Source organism: Brevinematales bacterium, from assembly GCA_026415355.1.
In the GTDB taxonomy this organism is placed as follows: Bacteria; Spirochaetota; Brevinematia; order DTOW01; family DTOW01; genus SKYB106.
Window position 1 is genome coordinate 1 of sequence record JAOAHF010000020.1, and the last position, 17828, is coordinate 17828.

The following is a 17828-nucleotide window of genomic DNA, read 5'->3' on the forward strand; positions in this document are numbered from 1 at the left end:
AATATAATTATACTAATCTAACTGGACGCAAAAATTTTTCAGACACTCAAAAAAGGTGGGGGGTTTCCAGAAAAATTTAGCTAAGTTTATCAAGTTCGATAATAAGTTTTAGTTGAAATTTAAGAGATTTTGTGTTATATTATTTATTGTCCTTTAGGGGGCGATTTGGGCTCGACGGGGGTTAGGTCGCTGCTAAAGGTCATGCCGTTACCCGCGTTAAGGGTTTTTGAATATAAGTGCCGAAGAAAATCTCGCTCTCGCAGCATAATGTCTGCGAGCTCCAATCTACTGACTGCCTTTCTAGGTAGATTGGGGTCGGTTAGGAAGGCTAGGGTGCTTTGATACCTCTAGAGGCACCTGAACACTAAGAGGTGTAGGATATACAAGAGGTGCCTATCCCTTGAGTATATCCGAAGTAAAAAGATAGGCTAAGCATGTACAAACCTTTAGTTGTGATAACCCTCGGACAGGGGTTCAATTCCCCTCGCCTCCACACTAAATCTGCTTTTCTATGTATGCGTATGCGTTGAATGGATGTATGCTTTCGTAACTTTCAGCCTCAATACTATACCATGTTATTTTGCTATTCTTATCTAATTCAATTGATATATCCCTTACTATATCTTCGACAAACTTGGGATTTTCATAGGATTGTTCGGTTACAAATTTCTCATCCTCTCTCTTAAGTAATACATAGACAGGTGATGATACATTGCCCTCTATTACATCTACTATCTCTTCTATCCATACGATTTTAGACATCCTGACAGATACAGAAACTGAAACTCTTTGGTTATGTGCATTGTTTTTACTTATTTCTTTGGAGCATGGACACAAAGACATACCTGTGGCAGAAACTGTAAGAACAAAATCGTACTTTTCATCACATGTTGCGTCAAATGTAATCTCATAATAGTTCATTCCATAGTTTCTAGATATGGGTGATAACTTTTCTATAAAGTATGGAAATCTTAGAGATATTTCTGCTTTCCTTGAGTGTAGTTTTAGTTTTAGATCTCTTAGTATAGGTTCTATCTTTTCAATTGATATTTCCCTTCTGTAATCATTTATTACTTCTATAAATCTACTCATATGTGTTCCTCTGTAATCTCTGGGTAAAAACACATACATGTCTATATCTGCTATTGTGTGTTGGACTTTGTTGTTTTTGTCTAACAGTGATATTGGATATTTTAATCCTCTTATTCCTACTTTGTCTATATCTTTTCCTCTTATATCTTTCTCAGATTGTACATCTTTTAATGGTTTCATAATTCCTCCAGTTGGATAAAGAAGTATAAAAAATACCAAACCGAATTTAAAAATAGGGTAAGAAGTTTTTTTAAAACTTTACTATCGTAGTTGAAGTGATTGGTTTCTTGAAAATTAGAGTAGATTTGGGTTAAAACTGAATTGAGGGGTTTACGCTATGGGTAAGGAGAGATATTGGTATGTTAAGGATCATACATCGGATTTTATAATAGAAGGTAAGGGGTCAACCATTGAGAGTGCATTTGAAGCTATTGCTATTGCTTTACAGAGTGTTATTGTTGATATAAATTCGATAGTTGGAAAGATTGTAGTAGGAAGTGTAGTTAGATCCAGTAGAGGATATGAAGAGCTTTTGTTTGAATTCTTAAGTTACCTTGTCTACATAAAAGACGTAGAGAAATTTGTTTTCAAGGATATCAATGTTAAAATCCATAATTTGGATAATGAGAATATCATTTTGGAATTTGAAGCTTTAGGTGATAGAATTGATGTAAATAGTCATGTTGTTCTTACTGATGTTAAAGGAGTAACTTATAGTCAACTTGCAGTTTTTAAGGAGAGAGATTATTATATTTGTAGATGTGTTGTTGATGTATAGGAGATTTAGTAGTTTATGAAACACTATGAGTTTAAAATAGGAATAGTTGTAGTTTTAGGATTGTTACTGATAGTACTTGGTTTGTATTTAACTAATACCTTGCCATTTTTAGCGCAGGGATACAGGATTTATGTTGAACTATCTTATGGTGCTAATATCCCGTTAGGTGCTAGTGTCAAACTTGCCGGTGGTATCAAAGTTGGTAGAGTTGAAAATGTTAGTGAAAACCCTGATGGAGGAGGTATTGTACTTACTCTATTCATAGAAAGTAGATATAAGATAAATAGAGATGCTTTGTTTGTGATTAAATCAACGTCATTGGTTGGAGAAAAGTATGTGGACATAATGAACTATACAGGTGTTGAACCTTTTCTGAAGGATGGAGATGTAGTGAAAGGCTCTGAGGAAGTATCGATCAATGAGGCTATATCTGATGTTTTTGAGTTTATAAAGAAGATAGTTGGTAAAATAGAATCAACACCAGACTTACCTGGAAGCATAGATAAGATAGTTTTGATAGTAGCGTACCTGGAAGGTATAATACGAGAAGTTTACAACAATAGAGAACAAATTTCCACTAGCATCAAAAATGTATCTGAGTTTTCTGACCAATTGAAGAGAACTACTCAAGAAATTGTCCAACTGATTAACTACCTTAATCAGGTTGGTAATAATCTGAATAAAGTTGATATTTCTAAACTAAATAAAACAATAGATAACCTTAATGATTCTATAAATCAGATAACAAAGGTTATTACTAACACTAATACTGTTATAGGGGTACTTACGGATGAGGAAGTTGCAAAAAGTTTGAGAAGGACTATAAGAAACCTTGAGATGTTTTCGAAGAAAATATCAGATAATCCTTCAACTTTGATAAACATATTTAAGTAAATTTTGGTGATATTCAATTAATTCTTTATAAGATAGTTGTTTGTATTTGTTGTCTGTTTGTTTTTACTAAAGGCTAAGTTAGTTAGAGTAGTAAGATATTATGTCTATCATGCTATCTAATATCTCAACAGATTTTTTTATCAATTCAATTAATGATTTATTGTATATACCTTTTATGGTTTTTATGTTTAGTATGTATTCTGGTTTTAATGATGAATGGTCATTTAATACTAGTTTTAAAAATTTAACTAGTTGAGATAGATTATCATTGTATTTTATTACTATACTTCCTGCTAAGTTGTTTATTGCTGATATCCTTTGCTGTAGTAGTTTCTTTGATTGTTCTGATTTTAGTGATGAAGGTTTTTCTAGATAGTTTATTATTGCATTATAATGTTCACCACCGTAGGATGTTTGTTTTATGAAGTTGGATATATCTTTTTCGCTTTCTTCTATAGATTGGAATATCATTGATAGGGTTGTTTTGAAGTATTTCTCTTTGAATATTCCATTTACTATTATATCATTTATTCCTTCTTTAAAGGATATACGCCAGTGGTAGTAGTGAAAAGCGTATATAATTTCAAATGCTGTTGCGTATGAAAAGTAGTTTAGGTTGTGTTGTACTAGAATATCATTGTTTTCTTCTGTATATATGGTTGTTAAGTTTTGTTTGATAACGCTTCTTTCTTTTCCTATACTTGTGTAGAATAAGAGTGTTTTGTCATTTATTATGTCTCTTATTATTTTCGAAGCGAGGTTTTTACTTTTTGATATTGTAACATCTTTATATACGTTTACTAACGAGTATTCAGGAATTAGGTATAACGGTATGTAATCTGGGTCATCCTTAATTACACATATTATATTGGGTAAGTTTAATTTTTCTATAATGCTATACGTATTATTAAGGTTTTCAGGTGTTAGTATGGAAGACAATTGTGTATATTTCTTATAATCCTCGGAGCTCTTATCTATGATGTTTTCAATATATTTTTTTAGAGCCATTATTATGTCAATTATCATAGGGGTAATATCAGTTTCGGAAAGAATATTACATAACTTTTCTATTTCTTCTGCTAACCATTTATCAGGTAACACCTTTTTTGAGATTTTTCCTCTACCTTCTATAAAGTACTTTATTATCCTTCTGAAATCGACTTCTTTTATTATTTCCCTAAAAACAAATAATCTACTATATATCCTATTTGCTCTATTTATGTGTGATAAATCAATAGATGATAGGTTATTTTCTACTTCAACTTCTATTCTGTCGAAGATTTTCTTAAGAGATCTGTATTCCGATATTAGTTCTTTAACATCACTTATTCCGAATAGTGATCTAGTGTTAGTTATGAATTCAAATAGAAATTCAGAGCATGTTTTGAATTCAGGATTTGATGTATTGTCCCATACGTTAGGATTAAATACGGTCATGTTGAGAATTTCACCTATGGCATTTAATGTTGAGTATATCTCATAAATGTATTTACCAAACTGAGGTAGTAGTTCATTTGTTCTAACGTTTATTATATCATATGAAGTTCTCGATAAACTGTCTTTTATCGTGTTGATTCTTTTTCTTCTTATGTAGCCTTCGTATGACATTATACCAAACAATGATAATAAAAACATTATGATCTTATCCCATGCTGAAAGGTATACATCTTGTTTTGTAGTATGTTCTCTAGTACTACTTGAGTCTTCATTTGAAGTTTTTAAATTCTTGATTGAAGTTTGCATTTTTTTTCTCAATTCTTCTCTTTCTTTTGATGTCATGCTAACTATTTCTTCTTCTAATCTCTTACTTTTTGTCATAGTACTAAGCTAATAGCTTCCCTAAAGATTTTTCAACTAAGTTTTTTATATAATCTGCTGATGGATATACTTGTATTTTGTCTAATTCTCTGATAGGGAAAAACCCAAAACCGGTTATTATTTGGTCGTTTTCCATAACTTTGATATCATCTAGTTTTGCGTTAACATAGTAATATAAGTCTAGTATGTGTCTATTACTGTCTGGATCTATAAACTCTCTTATGTCAATAAATTTTAATGAAAATACATCTTGGATGTTTAGTTCTTCTTTTAGCTCTCTGGTAAGTGCTTTTTCTAATTCTTCTCTATACTCAACGCCGCCTCCAGGTAAGACATAGTATTCTTTTCCATTTTTTGAATGTTTTACTAGTAATAATTCCCATTTTTGATTAAAGATTAGCCCTTGAACTCTTATCCTTATCATGATTTTCATTATAAATTCGCAAATTTTTCTATTTCAATATCTAGTTTTCTAAAGTTTGTAGTAGAGTTTTGTGTAAATTAATGAGAAAAAAACTTTATCTTGCCTTGTAAAATAAAAGCAAAAGCGAGGAAATATAACAAGCAGAAACATAGATCACTTTATCAAAAATTTTCTACTTGACTTTCTTTTAGACAGAGATGAGTTGTGAATACAAGATATTCAGAATACTCTTTGACAAAAAACTACGAGACTATTGATCAGACTTCAATAGTTGAGTATTTGAATTATTATACCTTTGTTATTTATAATAAATTGACTTTTAAATTTGGAGGAAGATATGTCTGAAATAATTCAGGAGAGTCAGATAGAGATACAGCCGTTTTCTTCAGAAAAGGTTAATATAAATGTTCTTCTTGAGGCTGGAGCACATTTTGGTCATCAAACAAGCAAATGGAATCCTAAGATGAAAGATTACATTTTTGCTACTAAAGGTAATGTCCATATAATAAACCTACAGAAAACACTTGAAAAACTTAGAGAAGCATACAATTTTGCAAAAGAAGCTGCTCAAAAAGGGGCAAGGTTTTTGTTCATAGGTACAAGAAAACAAGCACAGGATGTGATAAAACAAGAAGCACTTGCTTGTGGACAGTTTTATGTTAACAAAAAATGGATACCTGGAACACTTACAAATTTCCAATCTATTAGGAAAGCCGTTCAGAATCTTATGAGAATAGAAAAAATGGAAGTTGATGGGAGTATAAACCAGCTTCCAAAGAGTGAGATAAGCAAGTTGATGAAGTTGAAGAAAAAACTTTTGGATAGATTGGAAGGTATAAGAGATATGAAATCTTTACCTGATGTTGTTTACATAGTTGATGTCCCTAAAGAAGAAATAGCAGTTAATGAAGCTAGAAAATTAGGTATTCCAATAATAGCAATAGTTGATACTAATGCCGATCCAACACTTGTTGATTATCCTATACCGGCAAATGATGATGCTGTTAGATCTATACAAGTTATAACAGAGGTTATAAAAAGTGCTATACTAGAAGGTGAAAATTATGCTATGAAACGAGAAGTTGAAGAAAAGGAAGAAGTTGAGGAAAAAGAATCTTTGTATGTTTCTGAGGAGATAACAGAGGAAGTTGAAAGCCTAGAAGATAGAGAATCCTAAATGATGTTGATATACTACGAATTTGATGATTTTGGATTGGGGATGTGTGTCCCCAAATTGAATGATGAAAAAGTAGTTGATGAATTTAACCTTGTAAATTTTGAAATGTCTAATGTTATTTCTGCTAAGGCCTTGGATGATGGTAACGAAAATTTGTTTTTACTCAAACAGGTTCATGGTAGTGATATTTTGGTAATTCAAAATGGTAAGATAGAATACAAAGGTAGTTTTTACAATTTTGACTATAGTTTGTCAAAGTATTTTGAAGCAGATTCTGCCATCACAGTGGATATGGGTATAAGAATAACGATAAGAAGTGCAGATTGTGCTCCTTTGATGTTTTATGGTGATGGTTTATGTGGTGGAATACACTGTGGTTGGCGGGGACTTAAAGATAAAATAATATCAAAAACTATTTCGATTGCGAAAGATAAGTTTAATTTTGATGTTACTAAGTCTATATTTTTTATTTTGCCTTGTATACATTCTTGTTGTTACGAGGTTGGAAAAGAATTTCTCGAATGGGCTGAGCGTTTTTGTCTTGTTAAGAATGATAAAGTGTATTTTGATATACCAAGGTTTATATTGAGTGAGCTTTTGGATCTTGGTGCTTTAGAAAAAAATATATATTATTCACCTCTGTGTACAAGCTGTTACTCGAATATCTTACCTTCTTATAGAGCTACCAGGACTGAAGATAGAATTGAGTCGTTTATATATTTATCTCGGTAAATTTCTATTTTTAAGTTTGTTTTATTAATTCAATTTTGTTTTTATGTAAGGTATTATTAATAGATTTTTAGATTGACTGGTATTAAGATTTTTTAGCTTTAGGTTATATCTGTTGTAAGTGAGAATTTGGAATGTTTATATTTTAAATGTTGTTGGGAGTTGAAGTTATGAAAAATGGCTTTGGATTTGACAGTGATTCTCTTAAAGAGATTATGTTATCTTTGGGTATAATAGGGGAATCAAAGGTTATATTTGATGTCTTCAAGAAAGCGGTTAATATTGCAAAGAGTGATTCTTCAGTGCTTATAACAGGAGAAACGGGGGTAGGTAAAGAACTATTTGCTGAGTCAATACATAAGTTGAGTAGTCGGAAAAATTATCCTTTTGTGAGGTTAAACTGTGCTGCTATTCCTGAGGCGTTACTTGAGAGCGAACTGTTTGGTTATGAGAGGGGAGCCTTTACGGGAGCAAATAGGAGAAAAATAGGTTTGTTTGAAGTTGCTAATAAGGGAACTTTGTTTTTAGATGAGATAGGTGAAATATCTTTGTCGGTACAAGCAAAAATATTAAGAGCTATAGAGGAAAAAAAGATTATAAGAGTAGGTGGTCTTGATTATGTACCTGTTGATATTAGGCTTATATCTGCTACTAACAAAAATCTTTTAGAAGAAGTTAAAAAGAAAAACTTTAGGGAGGATTTATTTTTCAGAATAAATGTTGTATCAATACACATACCACCATTGAGAGAAAGGAGAGAAGATATATTACCTCTTTTTTATCATTTCCTAGATATGTATTCAAAGAAAAATAACAAAGAGATTGTTAGAGTAGATCATGATTATCTAGAATTTCTTATGAATTATCCTTTTCCTGGAAACGTTAGGGAACTTTCAAATTTCGTTGAAAGAGCAGTTGTTTTGTCTGAGGATGGTGTAATATCGTTAGATTCTATTCATGACTATGTAATAGAGTATGTTCACCAGAGTGAGATACAAAAGAACGAAAGAGATATAATAATATCAGCGTTGATAAAAAATAGGTTTAATGTAACAAGAACAGCAAGGATATTGGGTATGCACCGCAATACCCTTGCGAGAAAAATAAGGAAGTATAATATATCTCTTAGGGGGAATTAGTATACTTCTAATTCTACATCAACTACATCTAGTCCTTTTTCTTTGAGATACTTTTTTACTTTTAATCCAAATTCCTTATCTGTAATTCTTCTTACAGCTCCTTCTATAAATCCTTGGACTATTGCTTTTTTAGCCTCGTATTCCGAGAGACCTCTTGACATCATGTAGAAAAGTTTTTCTTCATCAAGTTGAGTAAGTGATGCAGCATGTCCAGACTTAACGTCGTATGAATCTATTTCGAGAGATGGAATACTGTCTGATTTACACTCAGATGATAGATGTAGAGAGTGACCTCCAAGGTAGGAGTTTATAGATTTAAGTTTTTCTTCTACCTTTAATGTTCCGTTGAAGTATACTTTTGATTTATCATCAAGTACTCCTTTTACTATTATATCTGCTCCTTGGTGTAATCCTCTATGTCTTGCGGTTACTAGAATATCATATTTCTGAGAACCATTTGTAAAGTAGATACCTGTATATTTTAATTCAATATTCTGTCCTTCAATATAAACTCTGTCATCTATCCTTTCATAAGAAGCACCTAGAGATACATCATTGAATTCTATATTACTTGAGCCGTTTGTTTTAACCTTTCTGGTAGAAAAGTATTCAGATTTTGTATTAATGTTTTGTATTATATTGTACCATAAGTTTGTGTTATTCCCTACAAATATTTCTGAGATCTCGAATATGAAGTTACTGTCATCCGTTTCAGATACAATGTCTTCGTAAATTTTTACATTACTATTGTTGCCTAAGAATATCATACTGTAGAAAGAACCTAGCATTGTATTTTTTACTTTTTTTGTTATTTTTACAGATGTCTCAGTATCCTCTGGGATGTAAATTAGTAAACCACTTTTGATAAAAGAAATACCGTAAGATACAAATATAGAATCTTCAGGTGATAGTATGCTTAAGAAGTTTTGATATGTAAAGTTATCCTCTCCAGCTAAGCTTAAGTATAGGTCTTTGACAAAGAATCCCTTTTTCACTATTTCTTCTCCTACTCTTGCTTTTGCAGTTGGTGTTTTGTCTAATTCAATTGTTACATCTACTATTGGATCAAAAACTATTTCAAAGCTTATTTTGGTAAAGTATAGCTGGGTATCATTTGGTATTCTATTTGAAAAATCAATGTTATATTTAGGGTTTGATTTTGCGATTATAGGTAATTTGGTATTGCCCCAAGATTCTAGATCGTTTCTAGATTTTTGTACTACGTTCATTATTCTATCGTTATAATTCAGAAAATTAGTGTAGTTCATACTTTACCTCCTAATATTTTACTTTTCTTGCTCCGACATCTACGGAGTCTTCTAGTTCCATTTGTATGAGTCTGTTAAGTTCTACAGCATATTCAAGTGGTAGTTCTTTTGTAAATGGTTCAATAAATCCATTAACTATCGTTAGTATTGCTTCATCTTCACTTAGTCCTCTGCTCATAAGGTAGAACAGTTGTTCTTCGCTTATTCTACCTGCCGTAGCTTCGTGCCCTAGTGAAACTTTATCTTCGCTTATGTCGATATGTGGTATAGTATCTGACTTTGATAATTCGTCGATAAGTAATGCATTACAAGATGTATGGTTTTTAGCTCCTACAGAACCTTTCATTATTTTTACAAGTCCCCTGTATATTGTTTTTCCACCACCTAAACTTATAGATTTATTTGTAATTTTGGATGTTGTATATGGTGCTGCGTGAACGACTTTTGCTCCTGCATCCTGTACTTGCCCTGGTCCAGCTAGTGCGATAGATAGTATTTCTGCTTGTGCTCCTCTACCTAACATATAGACGGCAGGATATTTCATTGTTAGTTTGCTACCTAGATTGCCATCAACCCATTCTACCCTTGCATCTTCGTAAGCAAATGCTCTTTTGGTAACTAAGTTGTATATGTTTTTAGACCAGTTTTGAACAGTTGTGTATCTTACATATGCACCTTTTAGGGCGATTATTTCGACCACTGCTGCGTGTAATGAATTTGAGGAATACATAGGTGCTGTGCATCCTTCAATATAATGTATACTAGAACCTTCATCTGCTATTATTAGTGTTCTCTCAAATTGCCCCATATTTTGTGTGTTTATCCTGAAGTATGCTTGTAATGGTATTTCGACTTTTACTCCTTTAGGTACATATATGAAGCTACCACCACTCCAGACAGCGCTATTCAGCGCGGCAAATTTGTTATCGTTTGGAGGAACAACTGTACCAAAGTATCTTTTGACAATTTCAGGATATTCTTTTACGGCTGTGTCCATATCTGTAAATATTACACCTTTACTTTCCCATTGAGATTTTACACTATGATAGACAACTTCAGATTCATACTGTGCAGTTACACCAGCAAGATATTTTCTTTCTGCTTCTGGAATACCAAGTCTATCAAAGGTTTTTTTGATATATTCAGGTACTTCTTCCCAGCTTCTACCTTTAGTATCTGTTGGTCTTACGTAGTAGTATATCTCATTAAAATCGATTTTATCAAGAAGCCATCGTTCTCCCCAAGTAGGCATAGGTTTATTTTCAAAAATTCTATATGCTTTGATTCTAAATTCTGTCATCCATTCTGGTTCTCCTTTCATTTTTGAAATCTGTCTAACAATATCTTCATTTATACCTTTTTGTGATTTGTATACATAGTTTTCTGGATCTTTGAAGTCATACTTCAAAAGATCTATGTTCATACTCTTTATTTCTTCTCTTGCCATAAAACCTCCAATTTTAAAAGGGTTGTAAATTAACCCTTAATTTAAAATTTACTTACTTTGCTATAGTATTTTCTTTTCTTACAAACTCGTCGTATCCTTTCTCTTCTATAAGCTCTGCTAATGAGTAGTCACCTGTTTTAACGATTTTACCGTCGATCATTACATGTACAAAATCTGGCTTTATATATTTAAGTACTCTCGAGTAGTGTGTTATAACCATAAAAGCATTGTTTGGACTTCTGTATTCCATAACGGTTTTGGCTACCAGTTTTAAAGCATCAATATCAAGCCCAGAATCAGTTTCGTCCATGATAACAAATTCTGGTTCAAGCATTAGCATCTGTAACATTTCTGCTCTCTTTTTCTCACCACCTGAAAATCCTTCGTTTAAATATCTTGTTAGAAATGTATCTTCCATACCTAGTATTTCCATCTTTTTATTTACAATATTTCTGAATTCCATAGGTTTTGGTTGGATGAATTTGTCACCGAGTCTATAAGACATGACTGAATTATATGCAATCCTTAAGAAATTTATGAAACTTACTCCAGGTACTTCTTCAGGGTATTGGAATGCTAGAAATATTCCTCTTTTTGCTCTTTCATCAGGTGGCATATCAATAATGCTCTCTCCTTTAAAAATTATGTCTCCCCCGTCGACATCATACTTAGGACTCCCCATTATTATGCTGGATAAAGTTGTTTTTCCTGATCCGTTGGGGCCCATTATGGCGTGTATTTCGCCTTTGCCTATTTCAAGATTAACACCCATCAGTATAGGTGTTCCTTCTATACTCGCCTTTAAGTCCTCGACCTTAAAAAAATCTTTCATAAAATACCTCCATAACTAGTAGGATTTAGTATAAATCTACCAAAAAAAAACGTAATGTCAAGAGTTAGTTTTTTACTACTAACAAAATTAGATAAAACTAATTATATTTATCAGTATTTACATTTTGAAAGTTTAGTTGTGTGGAGAGTTGAGAGATGAGGATAGTTTTTATTTATAATGAGAGACATGGTTGACGAAGTTGAATATCAAAATCATGTAAAGGAGAGAGTTAAGGGTTCTTCTAATATTCTTTCTGAGATAGTACTTGGTGGGCAGGATGGACTTGTTAATACATTAGGGGTGGTTTTAGGTATAACTGCTGCTACTACTGATATTAGGATTATACTTGCAGGAGCTTTGGCTGCTGCTTTTGCTGAAAGTATTTCTATGGCTGCAGTTGCGTATACTTCCAAACAAACAGAGTATGAAAATTACATTTCAGAACATAGGAAAGAGCTTGAAGATATTAAAAACATACCAGAAATTGAGAAAGAGGAAATAAGGAGAATATTCAAGAGATGGGGAATTCCAGATCAAGAAGCTGATGTAGTTGTTGACATAATATCCAAAAATGAGAATGCATGGGTTGAGATAATGATGGCTCATGAGCTTGAATTGTCTAAGGTTTCAAATGAGAAACCATTTAAGTTTGCTTTTACGGTTGGTACTTCGGCTATTATAGGTTCTCTTATACCAGTAATTCCTATTCTTTTTTTGCCGGTTAGTTATGCTTGGATTGGGTGTTTAGTTATTTCTGCTTTATCGCTTTTGGTTATAGGTTATGTTAAGACTAAGCTTACTATTGGTAATCCTTTCAAAGGTGCTTTAAAACTTATGATAATAGGTATAGTATCTGCGATAGCTGGATATCTTATAGGATATCTTATAGGGGGTTAAGTTGATAACTTCTTATACTAATCTATACTGTGTTATTGGTAATCCTATCAAGCACTCAAAGTCTCCCATAATTCATAACTTTATTTTTCAGAAATTAGGTATTGATGCTGTTTATCTTGCTTTTGAAGTTAGAGATTTAGAGTCCTTTTTTAAATTTGTCAAAGATAGTGGTGTCGGAGGAGTGAGTGTAACTATCCCTCATAAGGTTGAGGTTATTAAGTTTTTGGATGAGGTTGATGAGATTGCTTATAGGGTAGGTGCGGTAAATACTGTAAAAAATGTTAATAATAGATTGATAGGGTATAATACTGATATTCAGGGAGTTATAAAAGCGTTTGAGACTAGAGGTGTTTTTAACCTTAAGGATAAGATTGGACTTATAATTGGTAATGGAGGAGTTGCTAGGAGTGTTGCATGGGCTTTTGTAGAAATGGGTATCTCTCATATTATAGTTGCAGGTAGAGACAATGGAAAAGTTGAATCATTTGTTGAAGGTATTAGAAAATACTTTGTAAGTATCGAAGGTATAGTTTTGGAAAGGCTTCCTGAAATTATGGATAAGGTTGATATAGTGTCAAATTGTACTCCTTTGGGTATGTATCCTAATGTTGATGATACCCCTATTAATACTTCTCTCTTGTCTAGCAGGCATATTATATTTGATACTGTTTATACTCCAGAACATACTAAGCTCGTAAAGTATGGTGTAGAGATTGGTTGTAGAATTGTTTATGGTATAGATATGTTTGTGTTTCAAGCTCTAGAGCAAGATAATATATGGTTTAATAATCCTGTTGTTTATTCTTTCAAAGATGCTGTTGTTAATCTTCTAAATCAGTTTCGCTGAATACTTCTGCTGTGAAAGTGAATATTTCAATGTCTTCTTTCTTGTAGTCGTTTGGGCTTAATCCTGCCTTTATACAAGTTTGTTGAAGAAATGTTATTTTATCCCATTTGTGTTCTACCGCTACTTGAGGAAGTAATAATCCCTGGTAAGGACCTCTTCTTACTATAAGTCCATGTTTTCCAATTTCTATATCTGATATTGAGTTTGTTTTCTTCGGTTCTGATAGTACTGAAATTTCTATCTCAATATCTTTGAGTTCATCTTTTGTAAGAGGATCAAACCTTGGATCTCTTGTGGCTGAGGATATTGAAGCATCAATAACGAGTTTTGAAAATTCCCTTAGGGGTAGGATATATCCTATACAGCCTCTTAGATGTCCTTTCTTTGTAATAGTTACAAATACTCCATTTTGGAGTCCTAATTTATCAACAATTTTACTTTGTTTTTCTAGCTCTTCCTTTTTGGATTTATCAAATAGGCTTTCAATAGCTAGTCTTGCAAGTTTGAGTATTTCCATTTTGTCCTTGTTTGACAACATGGGTGTAATTATAAATTATGGTAAATTTTGGTTAAAAGGTTTAGATTTGGTAAAGTTTTTTGAATTGATAAAGTTTAATTTATACCGTATGAAAAATATGTTCTTTTATTCTATTTGAGTTTAGACATAGTTTACTTTAGTTTTCTAGATTTTTATTTAGAATTAGCTTTTTCTGACAAAATCTTAGACTTTTGCTACTATAGTACCTATTTTGGTATCGATTACTGTATATCCTTTTGATGTTATTTCGTTTCTTATTCTATCTGCCTCGCTGAAGTTTTTGAGTTTTCTATGATTTTCTCTTTCTTCTGCTAGTTTTTTTATTTCTTCTGGTATCTCATCTATGTTTGTATCAAAAAAGTCTAGTATTTGTTTTACATCATTTATGAAGTTAAGTATTTTAGTTGCTTCTTCTTTTGATACGGTTGTGATATCCATGTTCTCGTATTTAGATATTAGTGTAAAAAGATGTCCTAATGCTTCTGGTATGTTTATATCATCATTCATACTTTGAATGAATAAGTTTCTTTGTTTTTCAATTTCGTTTATATTTTCGTTTTTGGGTGAGATGTTAGAGTTTGATGTTAAGATTTTCTTTATTTTTGCTATGAAAAGTTCCAGATCTTTGATAGTGTTTTGAGCTTGGATTATCTTTTCTTCTGTGAAATCTAGAGGTTTTCTGTAATGAGTTGAAATTAAAACAAGCCTTATAGCTTTTGGATTATATCCTTTTGAAAGGAGATCTCTTAGGGTATAGAAGTTTCCTTCAGATTTAGACATTTTTCTGCCATTTACCATGAGATGTTCTACATGGATCCAGTAATTTACGAATTTTTTACCTGTTTTTGATTCACTTTGTGCTATTTCGTTTTCGTGGTGGGGGAATATAAGGTCTACTCCACCTCCATGTATATCAAATGTTTCTCCTAGGTATTTCATACTCATGACAGAGCATTCAATATGCCAACCTGGTCTTCCTTTACCGAGTTCTGTTTCCCAATATACATTACCATCTTCTTCTTTCCAACTTTTCCAAAGAGCAAAATCAACTATATCTTCTTTTGAGTATTCATCTAAATTTACTCTACCGCTTGCTCCAGCTTTAATACTTCTTTTGTTTAGTTTGGATAGTTTGCCGTACTCTTTAAAAGAAGATATATCATAGTACACTCCATCTTCTGTTTTGTAAGCATGCTTTTTTTGTATTAATTCTTTTATAAATTCTACAATCTCATCTATTGTTTCAGTTGCTCTTGGGTAGTATGTTGCTCGTTTTATCCTCAAGGTTAATATGTCTTCAAAAAATATTTTAGTGTACCTGTCTGTATATTCTTTGAGAGATATTCCTTCTCTTATAGCTCCCTTTATTGTTTTATCGTCGACGTCGGTTAGATTCATAACTAGTATTACCTCATATCCTAGAAATTCTAGATATCTTCTGAGTACATCCGAAAAAACGAATGTTTTAAGATTTCCGATGTGTGGGTAATCATAAACGGTTGGACCACAGAAGTACATTTTTACCCTGTTTTTCTCAATTGGTATAAATTCTTCAACTTGTTCAGACAAGGTATTGTATAATCTAAGGTTCATTTTGTGATGCCTCCCTAGTTTAAAAAATCTATATATTTATTATGAAGTATAGAGTAGTTATCTTTCTGTCGATTGATTTATTCCTTATTTATCCTAACTTTTCTCTGAATTCTTTTGCTTTTTGTAGTGTTTCTTGTAATTTATCCCAGTTGTTATTAGTTATATGGTTTTTTGTTTCTTCTAATAGTTTTATGAATCTTTCGATTGTTTCAGTTAGATTTTCTGAATTTTTTTGGAATATTTCTATCCATAGTGTAGGGTCACTTTTTGATATTCTTGTGGTATCTAAGAGTCCTTTACCGAAGATGTTATAAAATAATTTTTCGGAAAACTCAGAGAATGACAGCGTTGATGATATCAAGAATGCTATCAAATGTACAAAATGACTTGTTTCGGAGACAATTTTGTCGTGTTTGTCTGGAGATAATATTATTGTTTTCATACCTATAGATTGCCAGAAATTTGTTATTTTCTCTATTTGTTCCTGAGTATTATTTAAAGGAGTTATAACACATATAGAATTTTTGAATATATTTGGATCTGAATTTTCGATGCCAGATTTTTCGCTACCTGCCATAGGATGAGAACCTATAAATGTGTTATCATTTATTGTTTCTACTATCCATTTTTTTACACTACCTACGTCGCTGATTAGAGTATCTGGATTTAAGTGTGGTTTGAGAATTTTGAAGGTATCAGGTATTGAAGATACATTAGTGCATATGATGCACAAGTCTGAATTTTTTATTACTTCTAGGTTGTGGTAATCGGTAATTGTGTCAAAATATTTCGATTGAGGTAATTGTTTTATTCTTGCCGTATTTCTTGTAATCCCTATTATAGCTGTATTAGGTGAAGCACTTTTTATTGCAGATCCTATGCTTCCACCTATTAGACCTAGTCCTGCTATAGCGATATTTTTAAACAAACTAATCCTCCAAGTTGAAGGAGAACAGATCTGAAGATTCTAATATATCCTCGTAATCTTCTGGTTCAAGACCGTTGAATTTATTCATAGCAGAGTCAATACCTTCAAATAAGATTACCTCTATGACTTTTTTAAAGACTTTGAGAGTTTTGCTTAGTATTTGATATTCTTTTAGTGTTATGTTAGAAAGAACCCAATTTTCTAAGGGTATATAGTCGGGTGGTTCACCTATTCCTATTCTTATTCTTGGGAATAGGTCTGTTTTGAGATAATATGCTACAGATTTAAGTCCGTTATGTCCGCCACTTGATCCTTCTTTTCTTATCCTAATTTTACCTACCTGAAGAGATATATCGTCGCATACTACTATTATGTCTTCAGGTGGTATCTTTAAGAAGCTAGCGGTATATAAAACTGGTTCTCCACTTATGTTCATATATGTTTGAGGTTTTAGTAGTGCTACTTTTTTGTCTCCTATTTTAGCTACTCCTAAGGCACTTTTCTTCTTTTTTATATCGAACTTGACATTATATTCCTTAGCCAAAGCGTCAATTGCCATGAAACCTATGTTATGTCTTGTATATGTGTATTGAGGACCTATATTGCCTAATCCAACGATTAGTTTGGCATAATTTTTGGCCATATCTTACCCCTTGTATACACCTGCTACTAGTGTATTTTCATGGTTCATTATTCTATATGGTACTTTATCCTTTATTTTAAATATAACTAGTGTATCTCCTATGTCAAGATTAGAAACGTCTATTTTGACACTATCTGGTATTTCAGTTGATTTAACTTTGAGTTTCAAAGACCATAGAGCTCTTCTGAATATACCTCCTGCTCTACTACCTTTTGGAGTTCCTACAAATTCGATAGGTACGCTAACTACTACTTCTTCATCTTTTTCTACGCTTTGTAGATCAACATGATTTATGGTTCTTTTCGTTGGGTGTATTTGTAGATCTTTTACGAATACCTGATATTTCTGTCCATCATCTAGTTCAATTTCGAAGAGTTTATTTCTTCCTACTTTGTGTAAGAGTTTTTCAAATTCAAGGTAATTGAGGTATATATGAAGATTTTCTTTTAAATTTTTGCCGTATATAACTCCTGGAATAAGACCTTTTGATCTACCTTTCAACGCATCCTCTTTGCCTAATTTATTTCTTACAATACCCTTTATTCCAAGCCCCATACAATGCTCCTTTATAGTTTTAACAACAATTATGAAAAAACACTTAACTTTTTTTCAAACTGAGAAGTCTATATGCAATAAGTTCTAAAATTTTTTGAGAGATGCTTCATAAGATAGTTTAAGGTTATGGGAATGGATATTTTTAGTATATCACATCTCTTGCTTCTCTGTTTTCTTTCTCTCCTCTTTTACAAGAGGAGGAGAAAATTGTGGAATACCTTAACAGGTA

General features: G+C 32.1%; 18 protein-coding genes and 1 other RNA gene. 8 read left to right on the forward strand and 11 right to left on the reverse strand.

The window, feature by feature from the left end; all coding sequences use genetic code 11:
• Window positions 1-156 precede the first annotated feature (156 nt).
• Window positions 157-496, forward strand: a transfer-messenger RNA (tmRNA) gene (ssrA, locus tag N2712_07320).
• Here ssrA and folE2 read toward each other — a convergent pair.
• On the reverse strand, window positions 496-1272 hold the full coding sequence (gene folE2 / locus N2712_07325; protein ID MCX8029785.1) for a GTP cyclohydrolase FolE2: 777 nt from the start codon (window positions 1270-1272) through the stop codon (window positions 496-498). The genes ssrA and folE2 overlap by 1 nt on opposite strands.
• A 157-nt stretch (window positions 1273-1429) precedes the next feature.
• Here folE2 and N2712_07330 point away from each other — a divergent pair, with 157 nt between their 5' ends.
• Together N2712_07330 and N2712_07335 are read left to right on the forward strand one after the other, a co-directional pair.
• The gene (locus tag N2712_07330; protein ID MCX8029786.1) at window positions 1430-1870 is read left to right on the forward strand and encodes an archease; all 441 of its coding nucleotides are present in this window, start codon (window positions 1430-1432) and stop codon (window positions 1868-1870) included.
• A gap of 15 nt (window positions 1871-1885) precedes the next feature.
• The gene (locus N2712_07335) at window positions 1886-2764 is read left to right on the forward strand and encodes an MlaD family protein (protein ID MCX8029787.1); all 879 of its coding nucleotides are present in this window, start codon (window positions 1886-1888) and stop codon (window positions 2762-2764) included.
• Window positions 2765-2842: 78 nt separating this feature from the next.
• Here N2712_07335 and N2712_07340 read toward each other — a convergent pair whose 3' ends face one another.
• Window positions 2843-4582, reverse strand: coding sequence for a DUF5312 family protein (locus N2712_07340; GenBank protein ID MCX8029788.1), 1740 nt, complete (start codon window positions 4580-4582; stop codon window positions 2843-2845).
• Window positions 4583-4586: 4 nt separating this feature from the next.
• Window positions 4587-5006: an NUDIX hydrolase gene (locus N2712_07345; GenBank protein MCX8029789.1), complete on the reverse strand. Its 420-nt coding sequence runs from the start codon at window positions 5004-5006 to the stop codon at window positions 4587-4589.
• Between the two features lie 337 nt (window positions 5007-5343).
• Between N2712_07345 and rpsB the strand changes: the two genes are divergently transcribed.
• The 3 genes from rpsB to N2712_07360 all read left to right on the forward strand — a co-directional run bounded on the left by rpsB (window position 5344) and on the right by N2712_07360 (window position 8051).
• Window positions 5344-6183 (forward strand): 30S ribosomal protein S2, encoded by an 840-nt coding sequence (rpsB, locus tag N2712_07350; protein MCX8029790.1) that lies wholly within the window; start codon window positions 5344-5346, stop codon window positions 6181-6183.
• Complete coding sequence (locus N2712_07355) at window positions 6184-6915, forward strand: polyphenol oxidase family protein (GenBank protein ID MCX8029791.1); 732 nt, start codon at window positions 6184-6186, stop codon at window positions 6913-6915.
• A gap of 167 nt (window positions 6916-7082) precedes the next feature.
• Window positions 7083-8051, forward strand: coding sequence for a sigma-54 dependent transcriptional regulator (locus N2712_07360; protein MCX8029792.1), 969 nt, complete (start codon window positions 7083-7085; stop codon window positions 8049-8051).
• Here the strand turns inward: N2712_07360 and N2712_07365 are convergent.
• From N2712_07365 to sufC, 3 genes are all read right to left on the reverse strand, one after another.
• On the reverse strand, window positions 8048-9319 hold the full coding sequence (locus tag N2712_07365; protein ID MCX8029793.1) for a SufD family Fe-S cluster assembly protein: 1272 nt from the start codon (window positions 9317-9319) through the stop codon (window positions 8048-8050). The two genes, N2712_07360 and N2712_07365, sit on opposite strands and share 4 nt — an antisense overlap.
• Window positions 9320-9329: 10 nt before the next feature.
• A complete protein-coding gene (gene sufB, locus N2712_07370; GenBank protein ID MCX8029794.1) occupies window positions 9330-10742 on the reverse strand; it encodes a Fe-S cluster assembly protein SufB in 1413 nt (470 codons plus the stop codon).
• A 76-nt stretch (window positions 10743-10818) separates the two neighbouring features.
• Entirely contained in the window at window positions 10819-11598 is a 780-nt protein-coding gene (sufC, locus tag N2712_07375) for a Fe-S cluster assembly ATPase SufC (GenBank protein ID MCX8029795.1), read from the reverse strand.
• Between the two features lie 177 nt (window positions 11599-11775).
• Between sufC and N2712_07380 the strand changes: the two genes are divergently transcribed.
• Window positions 11776-12495, forward strand: a complete 720-nt coding sequence (locus tag N2712_07380) for a VIT1/CCC1 transporter family protein (GenBank protein MCX8029796.1) — start codon at window positions 11776-11778, stop codon at window positions 12493-12495.
• A gap of 1 nt (window position 12496) precedes the next feature.
• Window positions 12497-13342: a shikimate dehydrogenase gene (gene aroE, locus N2712_07385; GenBank protein MCX8029797.1), complete on the forward strand. Its 846-nt coding sequence runs from the start codon at window positions 12497-12499 to the stop codon at window positions 13340-13342.
• On the opposite strand, the gene amrA is transcribed toward aroE, so the two are convergent.
• The 5 genes from amrA to N2712_07410 form a co-directional block, all read right to left on the reverse strand.
• Window positions 13317-13859: an AmmeMemoRadiSam system protein A gene (amrA, locus tag N2712_07390; protein ID MCX8029798.1), complete on the reverse strand. Its 543-nt coding sequence runs from the start codon at window positions 13857-13859 to the stop codon at window positions 13317-13319. The genes aroE and amrA overlap by 26 nt on opposite strands.
• A 204-nt stretch (window positions 13860-14063) precedes the next feature.
• Entirely contained in the window at window positions 14064-15473 is a 1410-nt protein-coding gene (gene cysS, locus N2712_07395; protein ID MCX8029799.1) for a cysteine--tRNA ligase, read from the reverse strand.
• An 88-nt stretch (window positions 15474-15561) separates the two neighbouring features.
• Window positions 15562-16401 (reverse strand): prephenate dehydrogenase, encoded by an 840-nt coding sequence (locus N2712_07400; protein MCX8029800.1) that lies wholly within the window; start codon window positions 16399-16401, stop codon window positions 15562-15564.
• 1 nt (window position 16402) lies between these two features.
• The gene (pth, locus tag N2712_07405; protein ID MCX8029801.1) at window positions 16403-17044 is read right to left on the reverse strand and encodes an aminoacyl-tRNA hydrolase; all 642 of its coding nucleotides are present in this window, start codon (window positions 17042-17044) and stop codon (window positions 16403-16405) included.
• Window positions 17045-17047: 3 nt separating this feature from the next.
• Window positions 17048-17599: a 50S ribosomal protein L25 gene (locus tag N2712_07410; protein ID MCX8029802.1), complete on the reverse strand. Its 552-nt coding sequence runs from the start codon at window positions 17597-17599 to the stop codon at window positions 17048-17050.
• Window positions 17600-17828: the final 229 nt, after the last annotated feature.